This window comes from Psychrobacter sp. M17(2026) (genome assembly GCF_055699815.1).
In genome coordinates this window covers 1,018,330-1,039,137 of record NZ_CM146741.1, presented here as the reverse complement: position 1 = coordinate 1,039,137, position 20,808 = coordinate 1,018,330, and the positions used below count along the sequence as shown (strand labels likewise).

The window sequence follows — 20,808 nt, the reverse complement described above, 5'->3', positions numbered from 1 at the left end:
TATATATCAAAAATAACAACAATCGATACTACCTTAACCCAAAAGTCTAAGCGCTACAATAACGGACTAAACAGACGTACCATATTATCAAATAGACGCTGATAGCCCTGACGCTGTTGCCACTCGTTCAAGCTCAGATAGCGACAGTTTTGTAGATAACAGCGCTGGCAATCAGCGATTTGCGCGACCATCTCAGGGGTATAAATGGCTAAGCTGACCTCCATATTGAGATAAAAGCTACGCATATCAATATTGACCGTGCCAAACAGACAATAGTCGTCATCGATTACGACCATTTTGGCATGCAGCAATCCGCCTTTAAATAGCGCAATCTTGACTCCTGCCTCAAGCAGCTCTTGATAATAAGCTTGCGAGGCATGCTGAACTAAGAACGAATCTACCTTTTCAGGGATAATAAGGGTCACATCCAAGCCACGCTTCGCGGCTGTGGCTAACGCTCCTGATAACGCCTCATCTGGTACGAAATACGGGGTGGTGATTTGAATACGCTTATTAGCACGATGGATCAGCGTCACTAAAGTATTGTAGATAACATGAGCGGTCACTTGCGGCGCAGAGGGTATCAGCTGGGCTATGACATTATGAACCGTTGGCATTGGCGCAATTTCGATAGCACTCATGCCTGTTGCTAATTGGTGAGATAAGTGCTGAGCCGATTGACTGTCTGAGTGATCAGCATCATCACTCACTTGTATCCGTCTATCGATATCATTGATCGTCGGTGGCAGCACATACAGCTTGCGAGTATAAGTATTCATACGCTGATGTAGCGCATCCAAATTGCTTTTACTTTCAGCGCCAATATCAGTAACCACGACTTTTGCCATCGCGGTGGCGATACTGATCGGCTGATAGCTGACACTACGTATCATTACATCTATCCATTGACCTACTTTTTTATCCTGCTTAAAAAACTTTGGATCAATCAGATTAAAGCTGCCCGTATAGCCAATATTTTCGTCAATAACGACTATTTTGCGATGATTGCGTAAGTCCGAGCGCTTAAACAAAGTCTTAAATAACCCAACGGGCAGCGACTGATGTACTAGCACTCCTGCCCGCTCCAACGCTTTATGTTCAGAGCTGTTAAAAAAGCTAAAGCTACCTACACTATCGACTAAAATATGACACTCAACCCCACGCTGAGCAGCTGCTGCTATAGCGGCTAATACCTCAAGCACCTGACCCTTAGGATAGATAATATAGAACTCTATTAAGATACTGCGCTTAGCTTCGTCTATATCGATGATCAGACGTTCAAAGATCGTTTGCGAGCTGGTGAGTAGCTGCATCTGATGATCAGGGTAAACCCCAAAGCCCGTCCAACGTGTACCAATACGACTGACGCCACGATAGTTATCTGGTAGTAAGCTCTGACCTTTATCCAATATCAGACGTTCACGCACAGCCATCTCATTAGTTAATAGCTGTGCCTGCTGCATACGCTGACGGTAGCGACGACCAATCATTGGTTCACCCAATAATAAATAAGCGATCAAGCCTACCACTGGTAGCGTATAGAGCATCGCAATCCACGCGATCGCCACCCCGATATTGCGCTGTACTGAGACAATCCGTAGGGTCATCACAATCATCACTAAGATATGCAATATCCAGCCATATCCTGCAAGATCGACCCAAGACCAAGGGGCAGTTGGTTCAGCAGCTATAGCGTCTATATTGGTCTCCCTTTATTTAATACGATTATCTTTAGATATTCTTTTATTTTTTAAGATAATAGTTTTAGAATAATAGTTTTGCAAAGTAGCTAGTATAATAGCTTTTGGCATTGGTACAATAGGCGACTGCGCAGCCAATAGCTAGTCCTTGTAGTTATCTCATAAGGCATAACGCAAAATATTTTGGTAATCGATGAAATAATATTTGACAGGCGCAATTAGATGTATATAATACACACCCACAGCAAGGGTGATTAGCTCAGTTGGTAGAGCGTCTGCCTTACACGCAGAATGTCGGCGGTTCGAATCCGTCATCACCCACCACTTATTAGCAAGTGGGTCTTATCTTCTTATAAAAGAAAGGACAAAAGCTAGTACGACCTTAGCAGCGGTAGTTCAGTTGGTTAGAATACCGGCCTGTCACGCCGGGGGTCGCGGGTTCGAGTCCCGTCCGCTGCGCCATATTTAAAACTTAGTTAACTTTTTAAGTTTAAGCAAAGTTTCAACCTCAAACATTAGCTTGTTTGGGGTTTTTTTGTGTCTGAATTTTGGTAAGCTGTTATAGTGAATAGATAGTCATAAAATTTAAAATATATGATGAGCTACACAATATGAAAGTCGATGCAATAAGCGGCAATGTTATTAATAATCGAATTGAAGCTAATGATGATTTTGATGAGGATTAATAGTCTACAACATTAACGCGCCAGCTCAGTACAGTCTTAACGCTGCTTTATATAGACGGATAACATATGACAAATACAAACTCTTTAAGCTTATCAACTATGGCAAGCCTACCCAGACAGTCTTTAGGGTTTTTCCCAACGCCTCTCATAGAGCTGACCAAACTAAGTCAGACACTAGGCGGCCCTAAGATTTATATGAAACGCGATGATAATACGGGACTGGCGCTAGGCGGTAATAAAACCCGTAAGCTTGAGTTTATCTTTGGAGCCGCGCTCGCTCAAGGTGCCGATACGATCATTACCGCAGGGGCTGCGCAGTCCAATCATTGTCGGCAGACCGCAGCAGCGGCCGCAAGCTTAGGACTTGAGTGTCATCTAGTATTAGGCGGCGCGGAGCCGCTACGGGCGCAAGGCAATCTATTACTAGATAAACTCTTTGGCTGTCATATTCACTGGGCAGGCGCTAATCGTAAAGGCGAAGATATTCCTGAGCTAGTTAAGCAATTGAAATCTGAAGGCAAAAAACCTTATGTCATTCCTTATGGTGGCTCAAGCGAGCTTGGCGCGGTAGGATTCGTTGAGGCATTTAAGGAGCTTGAAATGCAGCGTCAAGATAGGGGTATAAACTTTACTCATATTGTCTTTGCCTCAAGCTCAGGTGGTACGCAAGCGGGACTGATGCTAGGCAATAAGATCTTTGAGTCCTCGTACAAAATAGTTGGTATCAATATCGATAAAGGCGAAAGCGATGAAACGCCTTTTGATAAACACATTGTCGCACTGGCAAATAGCACGGCAAAACTACTTGATACAGATTATGAGTTTTCAGCTAGCGATTTGATATTGAACGCTGATTACGTTGGCGAAGGTTACGGGGTGGTTGGTACTTTAGAGAATGAAGCTATCGAGATGACCGCGCAGACTGAGGGCATATTATTAGATCCTGTCTATACAGGGCGCGCGATGGGTGGACTGATAGATATGATACGTACAGGTCAAATTAAGCAAAGCGATAGCGTACTATTTTGGCATACGGGCGGCGCGCCTGCCCTATTCGCTTATGCTGGGGATTTGGATGTAGCAAAAGTGGATTGATTGAGAATCATATGCGAAAATAACATTCTCATGTATAAAAAATGATAAATCTATTTATAAAGAGACGCTCAGTAATATTATTGAGCGTCTCTTTATATGTTATTCCAAAAGATAATCATTCTACGACAATCAATGTCGCCTAAAAGCTAATTAAGCATGAAAAATATTTAATAATAGCCTACAGTATCCTTACTAAAGCAAACTACCAAAATGTCTTATCAATTCGTCTGTTTTCGATGAGAGTAATTGGCTTATATGATAAATTACCACTCAGAATATTAAGCACTAAACATGCCTTTCGTGGCTAAAAATAAAGAAGGAAGTGAGGCGATATGCCTATATTGAACTGGTTGAATAAAGAGCAAGCGTTGACTACAGCACGTGACTGTCCGTATCGTTTGGTAGAGCTAGTGCCAGAATTATCGTATGGCGAGTCAGATACTGACAATATGCTTATTCAAGGCGACAACCTCGATGCATTGAAAGCACTCATTCCTACGCATTCAGGAAAAGTAAAGTGCATCTTTATTGACCCGCCTTATAACACCAAAAGCGCCTTTGAACACTATGACGATAATTTAGAGCACAGCAAATGGCTGTCGATGATCTATCCACGCTTAGAGCTATTGCATCAGCTACTATCTGAAGACGGTTCTATTTGGATTACACTCGACGATTCTGAATCACACTATTTAAAAGTGATGTGTGATGAAATTTTTGGAAGGAAAAACTTTGTCGCTAATAGTGTTTGGCAGAAAAAATATACAATCGCTAATGATGCCAAGTGGTTATCAGATAGTCATGATCATTTATTAATCTATGCCAAAAACAAAGAAGAATGGAGACCTTATCCCTTAGAAAGAACTGAGGCTATGAATAATAGATATAAAAATCCTGATAATCATCCTAAAGGCGTTTGGAAATCAACTCCTTTATATGCAAAAAGAAAAGGATCTGAAAAAGAAGCAGCGTTTTCATATACTTTTAAAAACGGATACATATGGACTCCACCAGCTGGGACATCACCGAGGTTTCCAGAATCGACTCTGAAAAAAATGGACGAAAACGATGAAATATGGTTTGGAGTAAAAGGTGATGCAGCTCCATCCAGAAAAACTTTCTTGAGCGAACTTAAAAGTTCAGGTACACCCTCATCTACCATTTGGTTACATAGCGATGCAGGTCATAATCATGAAGCGCGAGAAGAGGTGAAAGTGTTTGATAAGGAGGATGCTTTTACAACTCCAAAACCTGAAAGATTGATAAAAAGAGTTTTAGATCTCGCCACAAAGCCTAATGATCTTATTTTAGATTCATTCCTTGGATCTGGCACAACTGCCGCTGTTGCTATGAAAATGAACCGTAAGTTCATTGGTATTGAGCTTGGGGATCATGCAGTCACTCATTGCCAACCAAGGCTAAAAAAAGTAGTCGATGGTGAGCAAGGTGGTATTTCAGAAGACGTCAACTGGACAGGTGGTAGTGGCTTCAAATTCTACCGCTTAGGTGAAGTCATCTTTAATGAAAACGGCTCTTTAAGAGAAGGTATCAGCTTTGATGCGCTGGCTTCCCACATTTGGTATGGCGATACTAGGCAATCGCTACAGCAGTCAGCGAAGTCCCCGCTACTTGGTGTGCATAATGGTATTGCTTACTACCTACTTTATAACGGTATTTTAGGTGACAAACGTCCTGACGGTGGTAACGTACTTACATCAAAAGTGCTAGCCATACTGCCACCTCACCCTGAAGATCCAGAAAATGGTCAAAAAGTCATCTATGGTGAGAGGAGATGTATGGGAGACGCTCGATTGAAGAGTGAAAATATTATATTTAAGCAAATACCATACGATGTGAAAGGAAGATAAGCGATGTTTGAATTAAAAGAATACCAGCAAGAAGCGCTTAATACTCTTACCCGTTTTTTCAAGCGTTGTCGTATGGATGGTGACATTGACACAGCATTTCAGCAGACATTACAGGATAATAATTTTGTAGAAATTCCTTATCGTGCTTACTCTTTCGTTGATACGCCTTATGTATGTATTCGCATTCCGACAGGTGGCGGCAAAACTGTATTAGGTGCTTATGCGGTCTCTACAGCGGCGACTCATTATCTATCGCAAGATTTCCCCATTGTATTATGGCTAGTACCGACTACTACCATTCAGCAGCAGACCGTTTCAGCGCTCAAGAGCAACCCAGACTATACTGATCATCTAAACCGCGCTTTTGCCAATCAAGTCAGTGTGTACGATATCGCTGATGTCAATCAAATCCGTGCGCAGGATATTGGCAATAAAACAATCATAGTCGTCTCTACCATTGCCAATTTACGTGTTACTAAAACGTCTGATCGCAAGGTCTATCAGTATCACGAAGACTTTGAACCGCATTTTGCCAAACTGAGTCGTCAGCATCCCTTTTATGACAAGCTTGAGACCGTCAGTGAAGATGATGTTTCCGAAAACGGTTTGACCGTCAATGATATTGGTAAGATAAAGTACTCTTTTGCCAACCTATTGGCGCTGTACAACCCTTTAGTCATCGTTGATGAAGCCCATAATGCTAGGACGTCATTAACCTTTGATACTCTAAAGCGCGTGCATCCTGCGGCTATTATTGAGTTTACTGCTACTCCTAATACATCAACGACCAATGGTAGCAATATCTTATATCATGTCTCAGCGGCGCAGCTCAAAGCTGAAGAGATGATAAAACTCCCTATTATTTTGACCGAGCATATTAATGGCTGGGAAGAAGCGGTACGTGATGCGGTATTAACCCGCGCTAGATTGGAGATCAAGGCACAAAAAGATATCGACTATATACGTCCTATCGTCCTACTACAGGCAGAGAATAAGAACGGCAAGGTAACGGTTGAAGTACTCAAAAAGTGTCTCATTGAAGATCATGGCATTACTGAGGATAAAATTGCAGTCGCAACAGGATCACAGCGAGAGCTAGATGGTATCGATCTTTTTGACCCTAACTGTCCTATCGAGTACATCATTACCATAGAAGCTTTGAAAGAAGGCTGGGATTGCTCATTCGCTTATGTGTTTTGTTCAGTTAAACAGGTGTCCTCTAGCAAAGATGCTGAGCAGCTATTGGGGCGTGTATTGCGGATGCCTTATGCAAAGCGCCGCGTGATAGAAGACCTAAATAGAGCTTATGCCCATTTGGCCACCACAAGTTTGGCACAAGCAGCAAAGGAGCTGACAGATAAACTTATCTCAATGGGTTTTGAAGAGTTAGAAGTAGCCACGTTTCTTAGGCAACAAGATGCCAATCAAGGTGATTTATTTGGTCAGATAGATAAAGATGACGCTGTAAACTTGAAACCTAAGTTGACACCACCTTCTCTGATGGTTGAGGTGCAGGATACGATAGATACTACCGAGTTATCAGAAGAAGAACGCAGTAGCATTAAGATCTCTGAGGTAGATGGTCGCCAAGTGGTCACGGTTACGGGTAAAGTCTCAGAGCCGTTGAAAAAAGCCATTACCAAAGTGGCCGTTGAAAATAAAAAAGAGATTGAGACTTCAGTTGATAGGCATAACCTTAGTGTACATGCCGCTTTGTCACCAGCAGAGAACGGAGTGAAGTTTGCCCCGCTACCAAGATTGTGTGTCATGGTTCAGGGTGAGCTTGAACTGGTTGAGAAAGAAGTGTTCTTGGATGTATCAGGTTGGAGTCTATTAGATTATCCAGCTAAGCTCGACTATCAGCCTCACGAGGAAACAAAAAGCTTTCTAGTCGATGTAGAAGGCAAAAAAGTTAAATATAACCTTGCTCATGAGTCACAAACTCTAAATCTAAACCTTGCGCATACCGAAGTAACCCAAGATGAGCTTATAGGCTGGCTAGACCATGAATGTCGTCAAAGTGATGTCACTCAGCGTGAAATGACGAGTTTCTTAACTAAGGTAATCAACCAATTATTGCAAATACCGTCGCTTACATTGACCACACTCATACGTAGTAAATACCCCCTTGCTCGTTCTATACAGGAGTTAGTATCTGCATATAGACAGCAAGCAATGACTAAAGGATATCAGCAAACATTATTTGCAAGCGACGCTGACGTACTCACAACTTATGACTTTAGTTACGAATTTAAAGCAGATAATTATCCAACGCGACCACCTTATTATTCAGGGATTTATAATTTTGATAAACAATATTATCCTCAAATTGAGGATATGAAATCTTCAGGTGAAGAGTTTGATTGCGCTCAGACTATCGATCTATTACCTCAAGTAAAACATTGGGTAAGAAATCTAGTTAGACGAGGAGAAGCATCGTTTAGCTTACCACTGGCGCATACCAACTTTTATCCTGATTTTATCGTTGAATTGCAGGACGGTCGTATCTTGGTGGTGGAATATAAAGGTAAGCCTTACGAAACCAATGATGATTCAGCAGAGAAACGTATGGTAGGCGAACTTTGGGCAAGTCATAGCCAGGGTCAATGCTTATTCTTAATGGCGGTGAAAAAAGATGATAAAGGTCAAGACGTAGAGCAACAGCTATTAAAAGCTATCAGGTAAAATAACTCCTATGACCCCCAAAACCAATCAAGATAAAGCCGACTTAATAACCCCAACCCAGCGCAAGATCATTCATCTCGATATGGATGCTTTTTATGCCAGTGTTGAGCAACGCGACTTTCCTGAGCTGCGTGGTAAGCCATTAGTGGTTGGTGGTGATCCTAAAGGTCGTGGCGTGGTTGCAGCGGCGAGTTATGAAGTACGTAAATTTGGTGTGCGCTCAGCGATGTCTTGCTATGAGGCTCGTAAGCGCTGTCCTGAGGTGCTCTTTGTACGCCCACGTTTTGAGGTTTATCGTGCAGTCAGTCAAGATATTAGGGCAATCATGCACAGTCTGACGCCTTTAGTTGAGCCACTATCTTTAGACGAGGCTTATATCGATGTGACGGGCTTGACAGTGCATCAAGGCTCGGCGACTTTGATGGCAAATTGGTTACGAGCGCAGATATTAGAGCATACAGGGTTGACCGCTTCGGCTGGGGTGTCTTTTAATAAAATGCTCGCCAAGATTGCCTCTGATATCAATAAACCCAATGGCACAGCAATTATCACCCCTGCCGATGCCGATGCTTTTATTAGCACGCTACCGATTGAGCGCTTTCATGGTATTGGCAAAGCCACAGCGAAGCGTTTACATGCCATGGGTATCAGTACGGGTGCAGATCTTAAGCGTATGCCCGCTACGACTTTGGTCAATGAGTTTGGTAAACGCGGGCAGTTTTATCATGATATCGCTCATGGCCGTGACACACGTCCTGTCAAGGCTGAGCGGCAACACAAGTCCGTCGGCTCTGAGACCACTTTTCATGATAATTTAACGGGTGATACAGAGCTACTAGCGCAAATATATGAGCAAAATGCGGATGCCTATACGCAGATGCATAATAAGAAGCTAACGGGCTATACGATCACGCTAAAAATTAAGTACGCAGACTTTACTCAGATTACCCGCTCGCACACCTTATCAACCGCCTTTGATAGCGCTGAATCCGCTCACTATTGGCTGGACAAACTGTTCGCTGATATTCCACGCGAGTTGCCTATTCGACTAGTTGGTGTGACCTACTCGTCGCTTGCGCCAGCTGCTCAAACCTTGCCACAATTGAATTTATTTGATTAGTTAAAGCTATCTTATATAAACCATCATCTATAACTACTTAGGCTATTTTTTAATAAAAACACTATCTACTATAAGTTTTCACTTCTGCTTTCTGCTACAATTACGCCAAAATAACCTTATATTTACTGACCTTTATGACTGCATCCAACCTAGTAATTTCTAACACCCATTCTAACCTTTCTACTGATAATAGCGATTCAGTACCTTTAGACTACCTAAGCGTAGCTGATTACGATTATGAGCTGCCAGATGAATTGATCGCCCGCTATCCCCTAGCCCAGCGCTCAGCGTCTCAATTGTTGTACTTGCCAGCGACTACTGTCGTTAATGATAATCAAAATGCACACATAGAAGATCATACCTTTACTGAACTTGCCTCACTATTGAATGCAGGTGATCTAATCGTCTTTAACGACACTAAGGTAATGAAAGCACGACTGTTCGGTAGTAAAGACACAGGCGGCAAAGTTGAGGTATTGATTGAGCGCTTAGTCGATAGTGCGGATGTTGAAAGTCTTATCGATAGTGGCCTTTTTAATAATGACGATAAGATAATAGAAAGATTTGAGCATGTCGCTCTATGTCATGTAAAAGCCAGTAAAGCGCCAAAGCTAGGTCAGCACTTGTCTTTAGCAGATAATAATATGCACGGCGTGATGCTAGGACGTCAAGAGAACTTGTTTATCTTAGCCTTTGATGCGCCTATTTTGCCTAACTTAGAGCTATATGGCGAGCTGCCGATACCGCCCTATTTTGAGCGTCATGCTGACGAGACAGACAACACTCGTTATCAGACTGTCTTTCACGATCCAGCGAAGCTTGCCAGCGTCGCCGCACCTACTGCTAGCCTACATTTTGACGAGCAAGTATTAGCAATGTTAGCTGATAAAGGTATTCATACCGCTTTTGTGACTTTGCATGTCGGCGCAGGTACTTTTGCCCCTGTTAAAACCGATAATTTACTCAATCATACGATGCATAGTGAATACGCGCACCTGCCACAAGCTACCGCAGAGCTGATTAACCAAACTCATGCCAATGGCAAGCAAGTTATCGCTATAGGCACTACCGTTACTCGTGTGCTTGAGAGCGCCTATTTGCATACGGCCAAAGACAATCAACCTTTATCCAGCTGGTCAGGTGATACCGATATCTTTATTTATCCAGGTTTTGAGTTTAAGGTTATAGACAGATTGCTGACTAATTTTCATTTGCCAAAGTCTACTCTTCTGATGTTAGTAGCTGCTTTTTCTGGCAAATCAGCTATTGAGCAAGCCTATCAGCACGCTATCGAGCACAAATACCGCTTTTTTAGTTATGGTGATGCGATGTTATTGGATAAAATAGCTATCAGATAAAAATATGAATTTTCATAGTCAAAATAATTTTACGGTTAAAACAATAAGAGGTCATATTACTATATTGCTTAAATAATAACCTAAATCACTATATGTAAGCATACGAATAAAATTGTATTGTTATCGTAGTCGCAATAGCTTATTATTAATAAATATGTCTAACCATTCTTGAGCTATATAAGGGCTGCGCATGTCTTGGTATCTACCTCATCACCTAACCAGTATGCATCTACCTTTTATGCGTCTGTCAGCTATGCATAAAGGCATATCGGTTGGACTGCTTTGTTCTGTTGGTACCGCTGTGATTCTGCCTGCAGCTCAAGCTGCGACTATGGGTAAGACAGTGATAACCTCTGTACAGCATCAGCCTTTGACTGCCAGTATCACTGTGACGAGTATTCGCTCAGCAGATTTTTCAGCCCGTTTGGCAAGTCCTATCATCTATCAGCAATTAGGTCTAACGCCTCAGCCCTCTATGTCTGTCAGCTTTGTACCCACTTCTGCTACCACTGGTACTGTCGTTATCACCAGTACTCAGCCCATTACTATGCCCTTTACTGATGTGGTATTAGCTCTAAGTGATCAAGGTCAACGTAAGGTTATTCCCAAAACCTTGTTGATGCCTTTGGCTACTAACGTTTCAATCAAGCAGTCGAGCTCTATCTTAGCGACTGCTAAAAACCCTGACCACTCTACCCTTATCGTCAACGCTCATACTGCTAACCCACTAATAGTAAAGCGCGGTGCACCGCCAATACTGGCTAATGTCAAATCTGTAGAGCCTGTCATACAGGCTAATAAAACGGTTACTCTACCTGTTAATAACAGCGCTTTATTATCGGACAAAAACACCGATAGTCCGCAGATATTAGTGGCCAGCCGTAAAGCGCCCCCGTCTTTGTTTGCTAGTCCTAAGCCAGCAGAGCCCGTATATAACGCTGGCCTACCTATTGATCCGCCAGTTAAAAAGAGCCCTTCGTTAGCAGAGTCGAATACCAGCAGCCCGCAGATTATAGCGAATAGTCGTCAAATATCGCCGCCAGCGTTTGTAAAGTCTAAGCCTGCACTTGCAACGTCCAAGATAGTGAAACCTATCTCTAATACCAGTCAGCCTATTGAGCTGTCGGTGAAGAAGAGTCCTTCTTTAGCAGAGTCAAATGCCAGTAGCTCGCAGATTATAGCGAATAGTCATCAAGTATCGCTGCCATTGCTTGCAATACCCAAGCCTATATTCGTAAAGTCCAAAACAGTAGAGCCTAGCTTTGATACCAGTCAGCTTATTGACCTACCTGTCAAAAAGAGTCCTTCGTTAGCACAGTCTAAGACCAGTAGCCCACAGATATTAGTCGCCAGTCGTCAAGCGCCACCGCCCTTGTTTGCAAGCCCTAAGTCGATAGAACCTGTTTTTAATGCCAGCCAGCCTATTGAGCTACCAAGAAAAAAGAGCCCTTCATTAGCAGAGTCTAACACTAGCAGCCCACAGATATTAGTCGCCAGTCGCCAAGCACCTCCGCCTTTATTTGCTATCCCCAAAACTCAAAAGACTGACATATTAGTGCAGTCTAGAGTTCCTCATAATACTATTAGTATTAATGAGCGTAGAATAAATACTATCTCTACTATTCGATCTCAAATAGATATAGATCCAGTTGTCCCTTTAATTGCTATTAATAACACCTCTGATACTATCAGTAGCTCTGACGTTAGCGCAGACCGTATCATTGAGCTTGCATCTGTAGCCAAAATCGATAACGAGCAAAGACAACCAGCTAGTCGCTTAGCTTCATACCCTAGTCTCAATACTCAAATTAGTCGCAAGATAATGACTATAAACTTGAATTTTGATGAGGCATCTTCTGCAAAAACGATCTCTACTAAGGATCATACTCAGAACCGATTATCATCACCTTTAGCTATTCAAAACCTGTCAACGCCTAGCTATATTGTACAAAAAAATGATAATTTATGGGTGATCTCGCAGCAAGTTGCAGAACAAAATAACCTTGATGTTTTGATGGTTATGAATCAAATCAAGACACAAAATTTAAATGCATTTATCAAAAAAGATTCAAATCATCTCAAGGTTGATGCTAAGCTAGATCTTTCTCATTATGCTACGGTTCCTTCTCAACAAGGCTTGCAAGCTGCCATTGCGGATAAAAGACAGCAACGTTCAAACTCCAATAAAACGGTCTAATTTTTGCAATAAAAATAAAAACAACAACGCACTATTTTTATAGCGTGTATCACTCATTATGCAATTAGCAATTACTTAGCCATTTTGCTAAAATCAGCGCTCATAGGCGTGGGAGTATTTATGGATAATATGCTATATATCCTTGCAGTATTGGTTATCATCTTGTTGCTAGCTGTATTAGTGATGCGCAGAAGACAGGCGCGAAATCTTACATTTTTAGGCGATAGCCGCAAAATTAAGAATGATAGATCATATAAAGGCTTATCTGGCCTTGAAACAAAAACTTTGAATAATGATAGTATCGCTACTAAGTTTGACAATGTCACGATTGCTGAGCGATTCATGGATCAACAGCGCTATGATAAAGCTATTGAAACCCTAAAGCGTGGTCTCATTGAAAAACCTCACGATGACTCTTTATTATTAAAGCTATTAAACGTCTACGTTGTATCCAATCAGTATCAAGATTTTGATCGGGTCTATCATACTCTACAAGCGCAAGGCGATCCAGAAACCATTGAACAGGCGGATCAACTAAAAGAGCTTATAAGTGATAGGCATACCACGTCATTTGAGGATTCCCTTTCTGATGATATGTCGTTAGATAGCTCCTCGTTTGTTGACTCTCCTAATGAAGAATCTGCTACTGATTCTTTTTTGCATGAGGATATGTCGCTAGATTTTGATAGTGATCAAACATTTGGTGATAGCCAACCCGCTGATACTGATACTGATACTGAAATCGATCACCGTGACAGCAGTAATGATTCTTTTAACCTAACTTTAGATGACTTAGAAGCGACAGATACTTCTAACGATATGCCTGAAGATACGAATACTTTTAAAGATAATGATCTATCAAACATTGATATAGATGGAGCAGACTTATCTACTAGCTCTAATAATGCCGCTAATATAGATGACGACTTTACTCTTGATTTTGAAACTATCACTGAAGAGGAAACAGAATATCTTCTAGCGGATGAGCATTCAATAGATGTCAGCACTAATAGTGATTCTGAGGCGCTAGATTCAGCGGACGACTTCACCTTGGATTTAGAAGATTATGCCACAGTACTTAGAAGCGATGCTTTGGGCGAAGACCAGCCGATTATTGAGCACAGTATAGACGAGCAAGGTATAGACGACCTCAGTATAGACGAATTTAGTTTTGACTTAGAAGAAAGTGATAATAATTTTGATAGTATTACAGGACCTGTCTCAGATAATGCAATAAGTGATATTGATAATGAAAGTCATGTCATATCTAGCGATGATACTGCTATTATTGATTCAGATAACTCAAGCTTAGATGATGAACAAACCTTTGATTTTACTGTTGCTGATAAACCAGCTAGTGATAAATCAGATACCAATAAGCCAATTACTGATGACATCGCTATAGATACGCCTAGCACAATAGATGCTCTAGGAGCATTGTCACCAACTATTAACGACGAAGAATCAGTCGGTAACGAATTACTCGACGATGATTTGATGTTCGATGATCTGGTATTTGATGATAATAATGGTCTGGATGTTGAAGCCGTGACAGATTCTTCTAGCCCTGTCAGTAAGCAAAAAATCATCCTTACTAATAATCTAGCTCCAGTAACGCTTGGTGCCATACTTACTAGCGATTTTGATTATGTAAAAACGTTAAACAGTTATCAAGTCACCTTAGAGTTGGCAGATCACTATTTGCAGTTGGGTGAATATGATAGTGCTAAGCGCCTGCTCACCGAAGTTATTACTCAAGGTAATAGTGAGCAACAACAAAAAGCCAAGATGTTATTGGCTCGTACTGCATAAACTGCTTAGAGACTGTACAAGATCTAACTTCGATTTATAATCAGCACCTTTTGATTCGATCATAAGCTGCTGATTTTTTATTTTATAGCGATACTTTTTATGGCATTACCTATTATGGCACCACCTGATATAAGCACAAACTCCGCCCCTGTGCAGCTGATTTATGCTGGTGGCACTTTCGGTAGTTATGGTCGTCCGCTAGCGCCTCTAGCAGCTGATGAGTTCTTACCTGCCCTGCAGACTTTGCTAAGTGAGCAAGCGCAAGCAAGCAATTTGCCAGTCATATCGTGGCTAGATAACGCTTTGATCAAAGACAGTAGCCAGCTGACGCCAGCTGATTTTGTGCATTTTTATAAGCTATTATTACAAGCTTACGCACAAGGGTCTCGGCGCTTTATATTAATTACAGGTACGGATACATTAAGCTACTTAGGTGCTTTTTTATCAGAGGCATTTGCAGGGTCGGATATCTGTATTGTAGTGACGGGTAGCATGCGACCATTACTTGATAGTGAGGTGCTACAAAGCTATCAAGTCGATCAAAGTAGTGATGCTTGGGATAATCTGACAGAGTCTCTACGCGTGGCTAGTGCTGGCGTATCTGGCGTTAAGATCAGCTTCGGTGGTGAGTCTTGGCCTGCTCAAACCGTGCAAAAGATTCATAGTCACGACTTTATGGCCTTTACGGGTCACTCGCGAGCCGCCTATCCTGCCAATAGCTATATCAAAATCTTTGCCGATATCCGTCGTCAGCATTGGCTAGATGATCAAAGCTTAGTAGCCAAAGACATAGAAGATCGCGCTCCGAAAGCTGCTGTTCATGCGTTATATTGTCTACCCAATGACACCTCCATTCTTACCAAACAGATGCAAGCTTTAATAGATACGCCGCCTTGTGGCATTATATTATTAGGATTTGGTGCAGGTAACGTTCCTTATTCCCCCGATTTAGCCGAAGCCCTGCAAGCAGCTTATAGCCAAGGCCATATGGTAATCTGCGCCAGTCAATGCCCGTTCGGCGGGGTCAGCGATAGCTATGCTGCAGGTAGCTGGCAATATGACTATCATGTCATTGCTGGTGGTCGCTTGACCATCGCGGCTATTTACGCCAGATTATTGTGGTTGCTACTGCGTTATGATAGTCCTGCAAGGCGCAGGCAACGCTGGTCTTATGATATTAATCAAACCAGCACCACTATCAAAAAACGTTAAACTCAGCTAGGCTCTAAATAAATTTAAACTTTAGCTAGATAATGACTATGTCCGAACCTATGATCATTGAAGACCCTACTATAGAGACACCCACTTATACTCTAGCAATCGCTATTGAGTTTTTGGGTACGCATTATCATGGCTGGCAGCGGCAACAAGAGGTACTCGGTGTTCAGCAAGCCTTGGAGACTGCGATTAGCAAGGTCGCTAATGAGCTCGTTGAAGTAGTAGCGGCAGGTCGTACTGATGCCAGCGTTCATGCCAGCAACATGATTGCCCATTTTGTCACTCATGCTTATAGGCCTGCACATAATTGGTTACGTGGGGTCAACAGCTTACTACCTGATGATATTGCTGTACGCTGGGTGCAGCCGATGCCAAGCGACTTTCATGCACGCTTTAAAGCGATTGCTAGACGGTATCGCTATATTACTCTGAACCAGCCGCAGCGCCCTGCTATTCTTAATCATCAGGTCACTCATATTTATGAGCCACTTGATCTAGCAGCGATGCAAACCGCCGCCGCTGACATAGCAGGTACTCATGACTTTAGTAGCTATCGTGCCGCTGCTTGTCAGTCCAATCAGCCTGTACGCAATGTCAGTCACGCCAAGCTGTTTCAACACGGTCAATTTATCGTTTTTGATATCCAAGCTGATGGGTTTTTACATCATATGGTGCGTAACCTTATGGGGGTTCTATATGCTATCGGTCGTCATGATCTGCCAGCCACAAGCTTTTTAGAGATACTAGCAAAAAAAGATCGCACCCTTGCCCCGCCTACCGCATCTGGTGATGGACTATATTTTATTAATGCCTATTATCCTGAGCACTTTCAGCAGCTATTGCCAAATGCACCCCTAACGCCTATTTGGCTTAATTTACCTGATTAAGGTCTACTATATGTGAAGTCTAAGCTCGCGATCAGCATACATATCACTTACATACTGTCAAGTAAAAACCCTTAGTTTTGTTGCTTTAAGGCGTCAAATTACGTATAATATGGGCTTATTTTTCATTGATTGACATAAAATTATGGCTAAAAAAGACGACATTATTGAATTTGAAGGCGAAGTTATTGACACCCTTCCTAATACTTTATTTAAAGTTCGCTTAGAAAACGGACACGAAATCATTGCTCATATCTCAGGCAAAATGCGTAAGCATTACATTCGTATTTTGACAGGCGATAAAGTCAAAGTTGAGATGACGCCTTATGATTTATCAAAAGGCCGTATCACTTATCGTGGTAAGACTTAATACTGTATATAAACTAGAATATATAAGCTAAAATAAGCTGTTAGTAAGCGTTTTATCCAGCTAACCCAGCCAGCAATCATTGATTTATAGCTGGATGACCCAAAGGATAATAATAACAAATACCCGCTTATGTGCTTATCTTCAGTTAAAACATTGAATTGCTAAATAAAAAATACCGCTAATAATCAGCGGTATTTTTTTGTCTTAAGGTAATGACTGTTCAAGCTTAATCAAGGCTAATTACGCTCAGCCACAGCTATTTAAACTCAACCGTCGCATCATCATTGATCGTACCTAATAATGCCAGCGCATCCCAATTGGTCAAACGGACACAGCCAGCTGATGCTTGGCGACTGATGCGAGAAGGATCAGGTGAACCGTGAATACCATATGAAGGTTTGCTCAGGCCAATCCATACAATACCTACTGGGTTATTCGGACCTGGCGGGATAATAGATTTGTCGCCATCATCACTACTATAAGTGTAATTGGGCTCATGTACTTTTACCTTTACACTATGCGTGCCAGATGGTGAAGGCGTTGAAGTACTACCTACTGTCGTCGGATAACTGGCAACTAAATCACCTTTATCATCATAGGCGTATAATGTCTGAGTGGTTTTATCAGCGACTACGCGGCTGACAGGTTTAGTATTGGGATTACCTGGGTTATAGACAGTAATAGTCTCGCCAGCGCTAAAGCTCGCATTGGGATTTAGAGATTTAAGGTACTTTTCATTGATATGGAACTTCTCAGCTAAACCCTCAGTGATGCTCTCATAATACATACCATCCAGCTCAGCTTTTGCCTCTGCACCAGCACGGATAGTCGTCGTCTTAAAGTCTACATCATCACTAGTGAGCTTATAGCTGACTAATACAGGCTGACGAGTTAGTCGCTCACTGGCGGTCAGTGCTTGCCACGTTTCATCATTTAAATTATCCGTTACTTGCAAGTTATTCTTTTTTTGGAACGCTTGCATGGCTTTACGAGTATTTTTACCCCAATAGCCATCTACTGCGCCGACGCCATTTTGATGCCAATTTAACAACGCTTGCAGTTTAGTACCAAAGCTGCGATCTATTTTCGCATTCGGTTTCCAATCTGAGTTATTAACTTGTTGGGCAGATTTGGATAATCCATCTGTGGTGTATTTGATAGTCGGTAATAAGTTATTTAAGGATTTCACCGTTTTGCTATTACCGCTGAGCGCTTGACTAACCCCATTGGTTACTGGGCTACTGTCGTTATTATTAGCATTTGTAGTCGCTGCCATAGTAGGACTCATAAACAGCAAAGTAGACAGACTTATTGCAGCTACAGCACTGCTAATCTTAGTTAATGCATACATATTATTTTCCTCAAGCAAGTTTGATGATATATATTATTTTTATCTATTTTATTAGCTTATCAATCATGCCATAGGGCTGTGTGAGCATATAACAGTGTTGTGTTAATAACCGCTCATCCATAGGGTATCTGTGTTAAAAACCATGGTTCAAGTACATGAATGATGCATAAAAAAACCTATAAACAGCATCGCTATTTATAGGTTTAAAATAATATGACTTTAGACTATAGTTGAATCACTTTAAAACCGATGCAGTGCAGCTGGGATTAATTTTGCGCAGCCTCTGTCAGCGTAGACACAGCACGCAAGGAAAATTAATACCAGTTGCACGTTAATATTAGCGTATCGATTTCATTTCGAACTGACTATTATAGTTTTAGACTAAACGGCTAGCCGCCTAAACTAATTTAGCCAACACGGCCTGACCCATTTGTGTGCAGCCAACTTGCGTCAAGCCTGACTCACTGCTATCCAAGATATCTACCGTGCGTAGGCCATCATCTAACACATCACTGACGGCTTGTTCAATAGCCTGTGCTGCTTGCTCTTGCTTAAAGGTGTAGCGCAGCATCATCGCCACCGATAGAATAGTGGCTAATGGATTGGCTTTATCTTGCCCTGCAATATCAGGCGCTGAACCGTGGCAAGGCTCGTACATGCCTTTGCCATCTTTGTCTAAGCTGGCTGATGGCAACATACCGATAGAACCTGTAAGCATCGCGGCTTCATCAGATAAAATATCACCGAACATATTCCCCGTCACCATGACATCGAATTGCTTAGGGTCACGAATGAGCTGCATACAAGCGTTGTCCGCATAGATATGTGATAACGCCACATCGCTATAGTCCGCCTCTTGCATAGCTGTCATCGTCTGCTTCCATAGCTCAGTCACTTCTAGCACATTAGCTTTATCCACTGAACATACCTTTGCGGGTGTTCCTGCTGCTTTTGCACGAGTTTGTGCCAGCTCAAAAGCGACTTTACCAATACGCTGAATCTCACTGGTGCTATAGACCATCGTATTATAGCCTTGCTGCTCGCCATTCTCTAACGTGCGAATACCGCGCGGCTCCCCAAAATAAATACCGCCTGTCAGCTCACGCACGATTAATAAATCCAAACCTTTGATGATCTCAGGCTTAATACTAGAAGCGTTCGCTAACTGCGGATAGAGCTTTGCCACACGTAAGTTAGCAAATAGTCCCAGCTCGCTACGGATCTTAAGTAGGCCACGCTCAGGTCGCTTGCTACGCTCTATACTGTCCCATTTAGGACCACCAACAGCACCTAACAATACTGCGTCAGCTACCCGCGCACGAGTGAGTGTCTCCTCTGGTAATGGCTCACCAGTAGCATCAAAAGCAACGCCGCCTATCAATCCTGATTCAAGCGTCAACTCTAGATTGAATTTTTTATTAACGGCTTCTAAGACGTCAATCGCTTGGGTCATAATCTCAGGACCGATACCATCGCCTGCTAGTGTTAAGATCGTTGCCATATAATTCCTTGTGAATAAATGATTCAATAAGTGATAACTGGTAAATCAGTCAAGCGCTATGATTAACTTTTAATGCTCATCTCTACAAACTCGCCTTGATTAGCACTGTCTAGCTGCTTACAAAAACGACGCTGCAATACTCGATCTTTTAGCAAATCAATACATAAGGGCGTCGCTGAGGCATTATCTAATAGGCTGCCATCATCTTTAGTAGGTTTTTGGCGATAGGCTTGTAATAGATAGATACCCTGCTCTTTAAATTCGTCAATCAAGGCAAAGCGCTCAACATAATCCATATTATTTTCAGGATAATAGTTGACATGTACTTCACGCTTAATTGGTTTTACACTCGCATAGTAATTCATCAAGCCTGGTATGCCAGATGCAGATAGCGCTATCAGTTTTACTGAATTATTATCTGTTAGCAGTATGGTCTGAGCTTGTACTTGCGCTTTTTGAGCTTGATTAAGCTGGTTATATGGCAAGCCAAAAGTATTAGCTATAGGCACTAAAAGAGCAGGATTAACAGGCTTATGAGTGTCTTCAGAGATTATTGCTGTATTATCGATTTTGATAATTTCGCAATGGTAAGTCCCTGCACAGGCAATATTAACCTCGTTATCAAGGGGAATTATTTGCCCTGCCCATACCTCGGCTTCATTGGCATTTTCTATCTTGTTATAGCCTGACAACGTTTGACAACCTGACAATGTCAATACAGATAGTGCCAACACAGATAATAAGCTAGAAACTACTGCCGTCCTGTTGAATACAGCACAGCCAAACAAAGTATCGTATTTTGCATTCATAATAGTAGTGACTGCCTCTATCAATAAAAGATTGCTTTTCATTCTAGCTACATTGTTAACATAACTCAACGCTACGATAACAATTGCATACCTTTATTTGTATTCTTTGATATTAGCAGTCCGATAAGTATGGTGTTTATAGACGATAGTTGAT

At 41.9% G+C, this 20,808-nt stretch carries 14 protein-coding genes and 2 tRNA genes; 12 read left to right on the top strand and 4 right to left on the bottom strand.

The features are described 5' to 3' along the window. Nucleotides 1–53 precede the first annotated feature (53 nt). Nucleotides 54–1,607 (bottom strand): cardiolipin synthase, encoded by a 1,554-nt coding sequence (locus tag ACR63T_RS04415; RefSeq protein WP_472784893.1) that lies wholly within the window; start codon nt 1,605–1,607, stop codon nt 54–56. A gap of 341 nt (nt 1,608–1,948) precedes the next feature. Between ACR63T_RS04415 and ACR63T_RS04410 the strand changes: the two genes are divergently transcribed. The 12 genes from ACR63T_RS04410 (at nt 1,949) to infA (ending at nt 16,993) form a co-directional block, all read left to right on the top strand. Continuing rightward, nucleotides 1,949–2,024, top strand: a tRNA-Val gene (locus ACR63T_RS04410). A gap of 61 nt (nt 2,025–2,085) precedes the next feature. Continuing rightward, a tRNA-Asp gene (locus tag ACR63T_RS04405) sits at nt 2,086–2,162 on the top strand. A 290-nt stretch (nt 2,163–2,452) separates the two neighbouring features. Next, nucleotides 2,453–3,481 carry a D-cysteine desulfhydrase family protein gene (locus ACR63T_RS04400; protein ID WP_472784892.1) on the top strand — a complete coding sequence of 343 codons (1,029 nt, stop codon included), beginning with the start codon at nt 2,453–2,455 and terminating at the stop codon, nt 3,479–3,481. Nucleotides 3,482–3,813: 332 nt separating this feature from the next. After that, nucleotides 3,814–5,349: a site-specific DNA-methyltransferase gene (locus ACR63T_RS04395; protein ID WP_472784891.1), complete on the top strand. Its 1,536-nt coding sequence runs from the start codon at nt 3,814–3,816 to the stop codon at nt 5,347–5,349. A gap of 3 nt (nt 5,350–5,352) precedes the next feature. Next, nucleotides 5,353–8,034: a DEAD/DEAH box helicase gene (locus tag ACR63T_RS04390; RefSeq protein WP_472784890.1), complete on the top strand. Its 2,682-nt coding sequence runs from the start codon at nt 5,353–5,355 to the stop codon at nt 8,032–8,034. Between the two features lie 10 nt (nt 8,035–8,044). Continuing rightward, the gene (gene dinB, locus ACR63T_RS04385; protein ID WP_472784889.1) at nt 8,045–9,154 is read left to right on the top strand and encodes a DNA polymerase IV; all 1,110 of its coding nucleotides are present in this window, start codon (nt 8,045–8,047) and stop codon (nt 9,152–9,154) included. A gap of 134 nt (nt 9,155–9,288) precedes the next feature. After that, entirely contained in the window at nt 9,289–10,512 is a 1,224-nt protein-coding gene (gene queA / locus ACR63T_RS04380) for a tRNA preQ1(34) S-adenosylmethionine ribosyltransferase-isomerase QueA (protein ID WP_472784888.1), read from the top strand. A 190-nt stretch (nt 10,513–10,702) separates the two neighbouring features. Beyond that, a complete protein-coding gene (locus ACR63T_RS04375; protein ID WP_472784887.1) occupies nt 10,703–12,709 on the top strand; it encodes a type IV pilus assembly protein FimV in 2,007 nt (668 codons plus the stop codon). 120 nt (nt 12,710–12,829) lie between these two features. Then, entirely contained in the window at nt 12,830–14,521 is a 1,692-nt protein-coding gene (locus tag ACR63T_RS04370) for a FimV/HubP family polar landmark protein (RefSeq protein ID WP_472784886.1), read from the top strand. A 99-nt stretch (nt 14,522–14,620) separates the two neighbouring features. Further along, a complete protein-coding gene (locus ACR63T_RS04365) occupies nt 14,621–15,733 on the top strand; it encodes an asparaginase (RefSeq protein ID WP_472784885.1) in 1,113 nt (370 codons plus the stop codon). Nucleotides 15,734–15,780: 47 nt separating this feature from the next. Continuing rightward, a complete protein-coding gene (gene truA, locus ACR63T_RS04360) occupies nt 15,781–16,626 on the top strand; it encodes a tRNA pseudouridine(38-40) synthase TruA (protein WP_371747908.1) in 846 nt (281 codons plus the stop codon). Nucleotides 16,627–16,768: 142 nt separating this feature from the next. Next, the gene (gene infA / locus ACR63T_RS04355; RefSeq protein WP_007395612.1) at nt 16,769–16,993 is read left to right on the top strand and encodes a translation initiation factor IF-1; all 225 of its coding nucleotides are present in this window, start codon (nt 16,769–16,771) and stop codon (nt 16,991–16,993) included. A gap of 256 nt (nt 16,994–17,249) precedes the next feature. Here the strand turns inward: infA and ACR63T_RS04350 are convergent, their stop codons facing one another. The 3 genes from ACR63T_RS04350 to ACR63T_RS04340 all read right to left on the bottom strand — a co-directional run bounded on the left by ACR63T_RS04350 (nt 17,250) and on the right by ACR63T_RS04340 (nt 20,696). Continuing rightward, nucleotides 17,250–18,344, bottom strand: coding sequence for a L,D-transpeptidase family protein (locus ACR63T_RS04350; RefSeq protein WP_472784884.1), 1,095 nt, complete (start codon nt 18,342–18,344; stop codon nt 17,250–17,252). Nucleotides 18,345–18,741: 397 nt separating this feature from the next. Then, the gene (gene leuB, locus ACR63T_RS04345; protein ID WP_472784883.1) at nt 18,742–19,845 is read right to left on the bottom strand and encodes a 3-isopropylmalate dehydrogenase; all 1,104 of its coding nucleotides are present in this window, start codon (nt 19,843–19,845) and stop codon (nt 18,742–18,744) included. Between the two features lie 62 nt (nt 19,846–19,907). Then, nucleotides 19,908–20,696, bottom strand: a complete 789-nt coding sequence (locus tag ACR63T_RS04340) for a hypothetical protein (protein WP_472784882.1) — start codon at nt 20,694–20,696, stop codon at nt 19,908–19,910. Nucleotides 20,697–20,808: the final 112 nt, after the last annotated feature.

Excerpts from the sequence above, each read along its gene's own strand:
- ACR63T_RS04415 (WP_472784893.1), bottom strand. The coding sequence starts at position 1,607 with ATGACCCTACGGATTGTCTCAGTACAGCGCAATATCGGGGTGGCGATC.
- ACR63T_RS04400 (WP_472784892.1), top strand. The coding sequence starts at position 2,453 with ATGACAAATACAAACTCTTTAAGCTTATCAACTATGGCAAGCCTACCC.
- ACR63T_RS04395 (WP_472784891.1), top strand. The coding sequence starts at position 3,814 with ATGCCTATATTGAACTGGTTGAATAAAGAGCAAGCGTTGACTACAGCA.
- ACR63T_RS04390 (WP_472784890.1), top strand. The coding sequence starts at position 5,353 with ATGTTTGAATTAAAAGAATACCAGCAAGAAGCGCTTAATACTCTTACC.
- dinB (WP_472784889.1), top strand. The coding sequence starts at position 8,045 with ATGACCCCCAAAACCAATCAAGATAAAGCCGACTTAATAACCCCAACC.
- queA (WP_472784888.1), top strand. The coding sequence starts at position 9,289 with ATGACTGCATCCAACCTAGTAATTTCTAACACCCATTCTAACCTTTCT.
- ACR63T_RS04375 (WP_472784887.1), top strand. The coding sequence starts at position 10,703 with ATGTCTTGGTATCTACCTCATCACCTAACCAGTATGCATCTACCTTTT.
- ACR63T_RS04370 (WP_472784886.1), top strand. The coding sequence starts at position 12,830 with ATGGATAATATGCTATATATCCTTGCAGTATTGGTTATCATCTTGTTG.
- ACR63T_RS04365 (WP_472784885.1), top strand. The coding sequence starts at position 14,621 with ATGGCATTACCTATTATGGCACCACCTGATATAAGCACAAACTCCGCC.
- truA (WP_371747908.1), top strand. The coding sequence starts at position 15,781 with ATGTCCGAACCTATGATCATTGAAGACCCTACTATAGAGACACCCACT.
- infA (WP_007395612.1), top strand. The coding sequence starts at position 16,769 with ATGGCTAAAAAAGACGACATTATTGAATTTGAAGGCGAAGTTATTGAC.
- ACR63T_RS04350 (WP_472784884.1), bottom strand. The coding sequence starts at position 18,344 with ATGTATGCATTAACTAAGATTAGCAGTGCTGTAGCTGCAATAAGTCTG.
- leuB (WP_472784883.1), bottom strand. The coding sequence starts at position 19,845 with ATGGCAACGATCTTAACACTAGCAGGCGATGGTATCGGTCCTGAGATT.
- ACR63T_RS04340 (WP_472784882.1), bottom strand. The coding sequence starts at position 20,696 with ATGAAAAGCAATCTTTTATTGATAGAGGCAGTCACTACTATTATGAAT.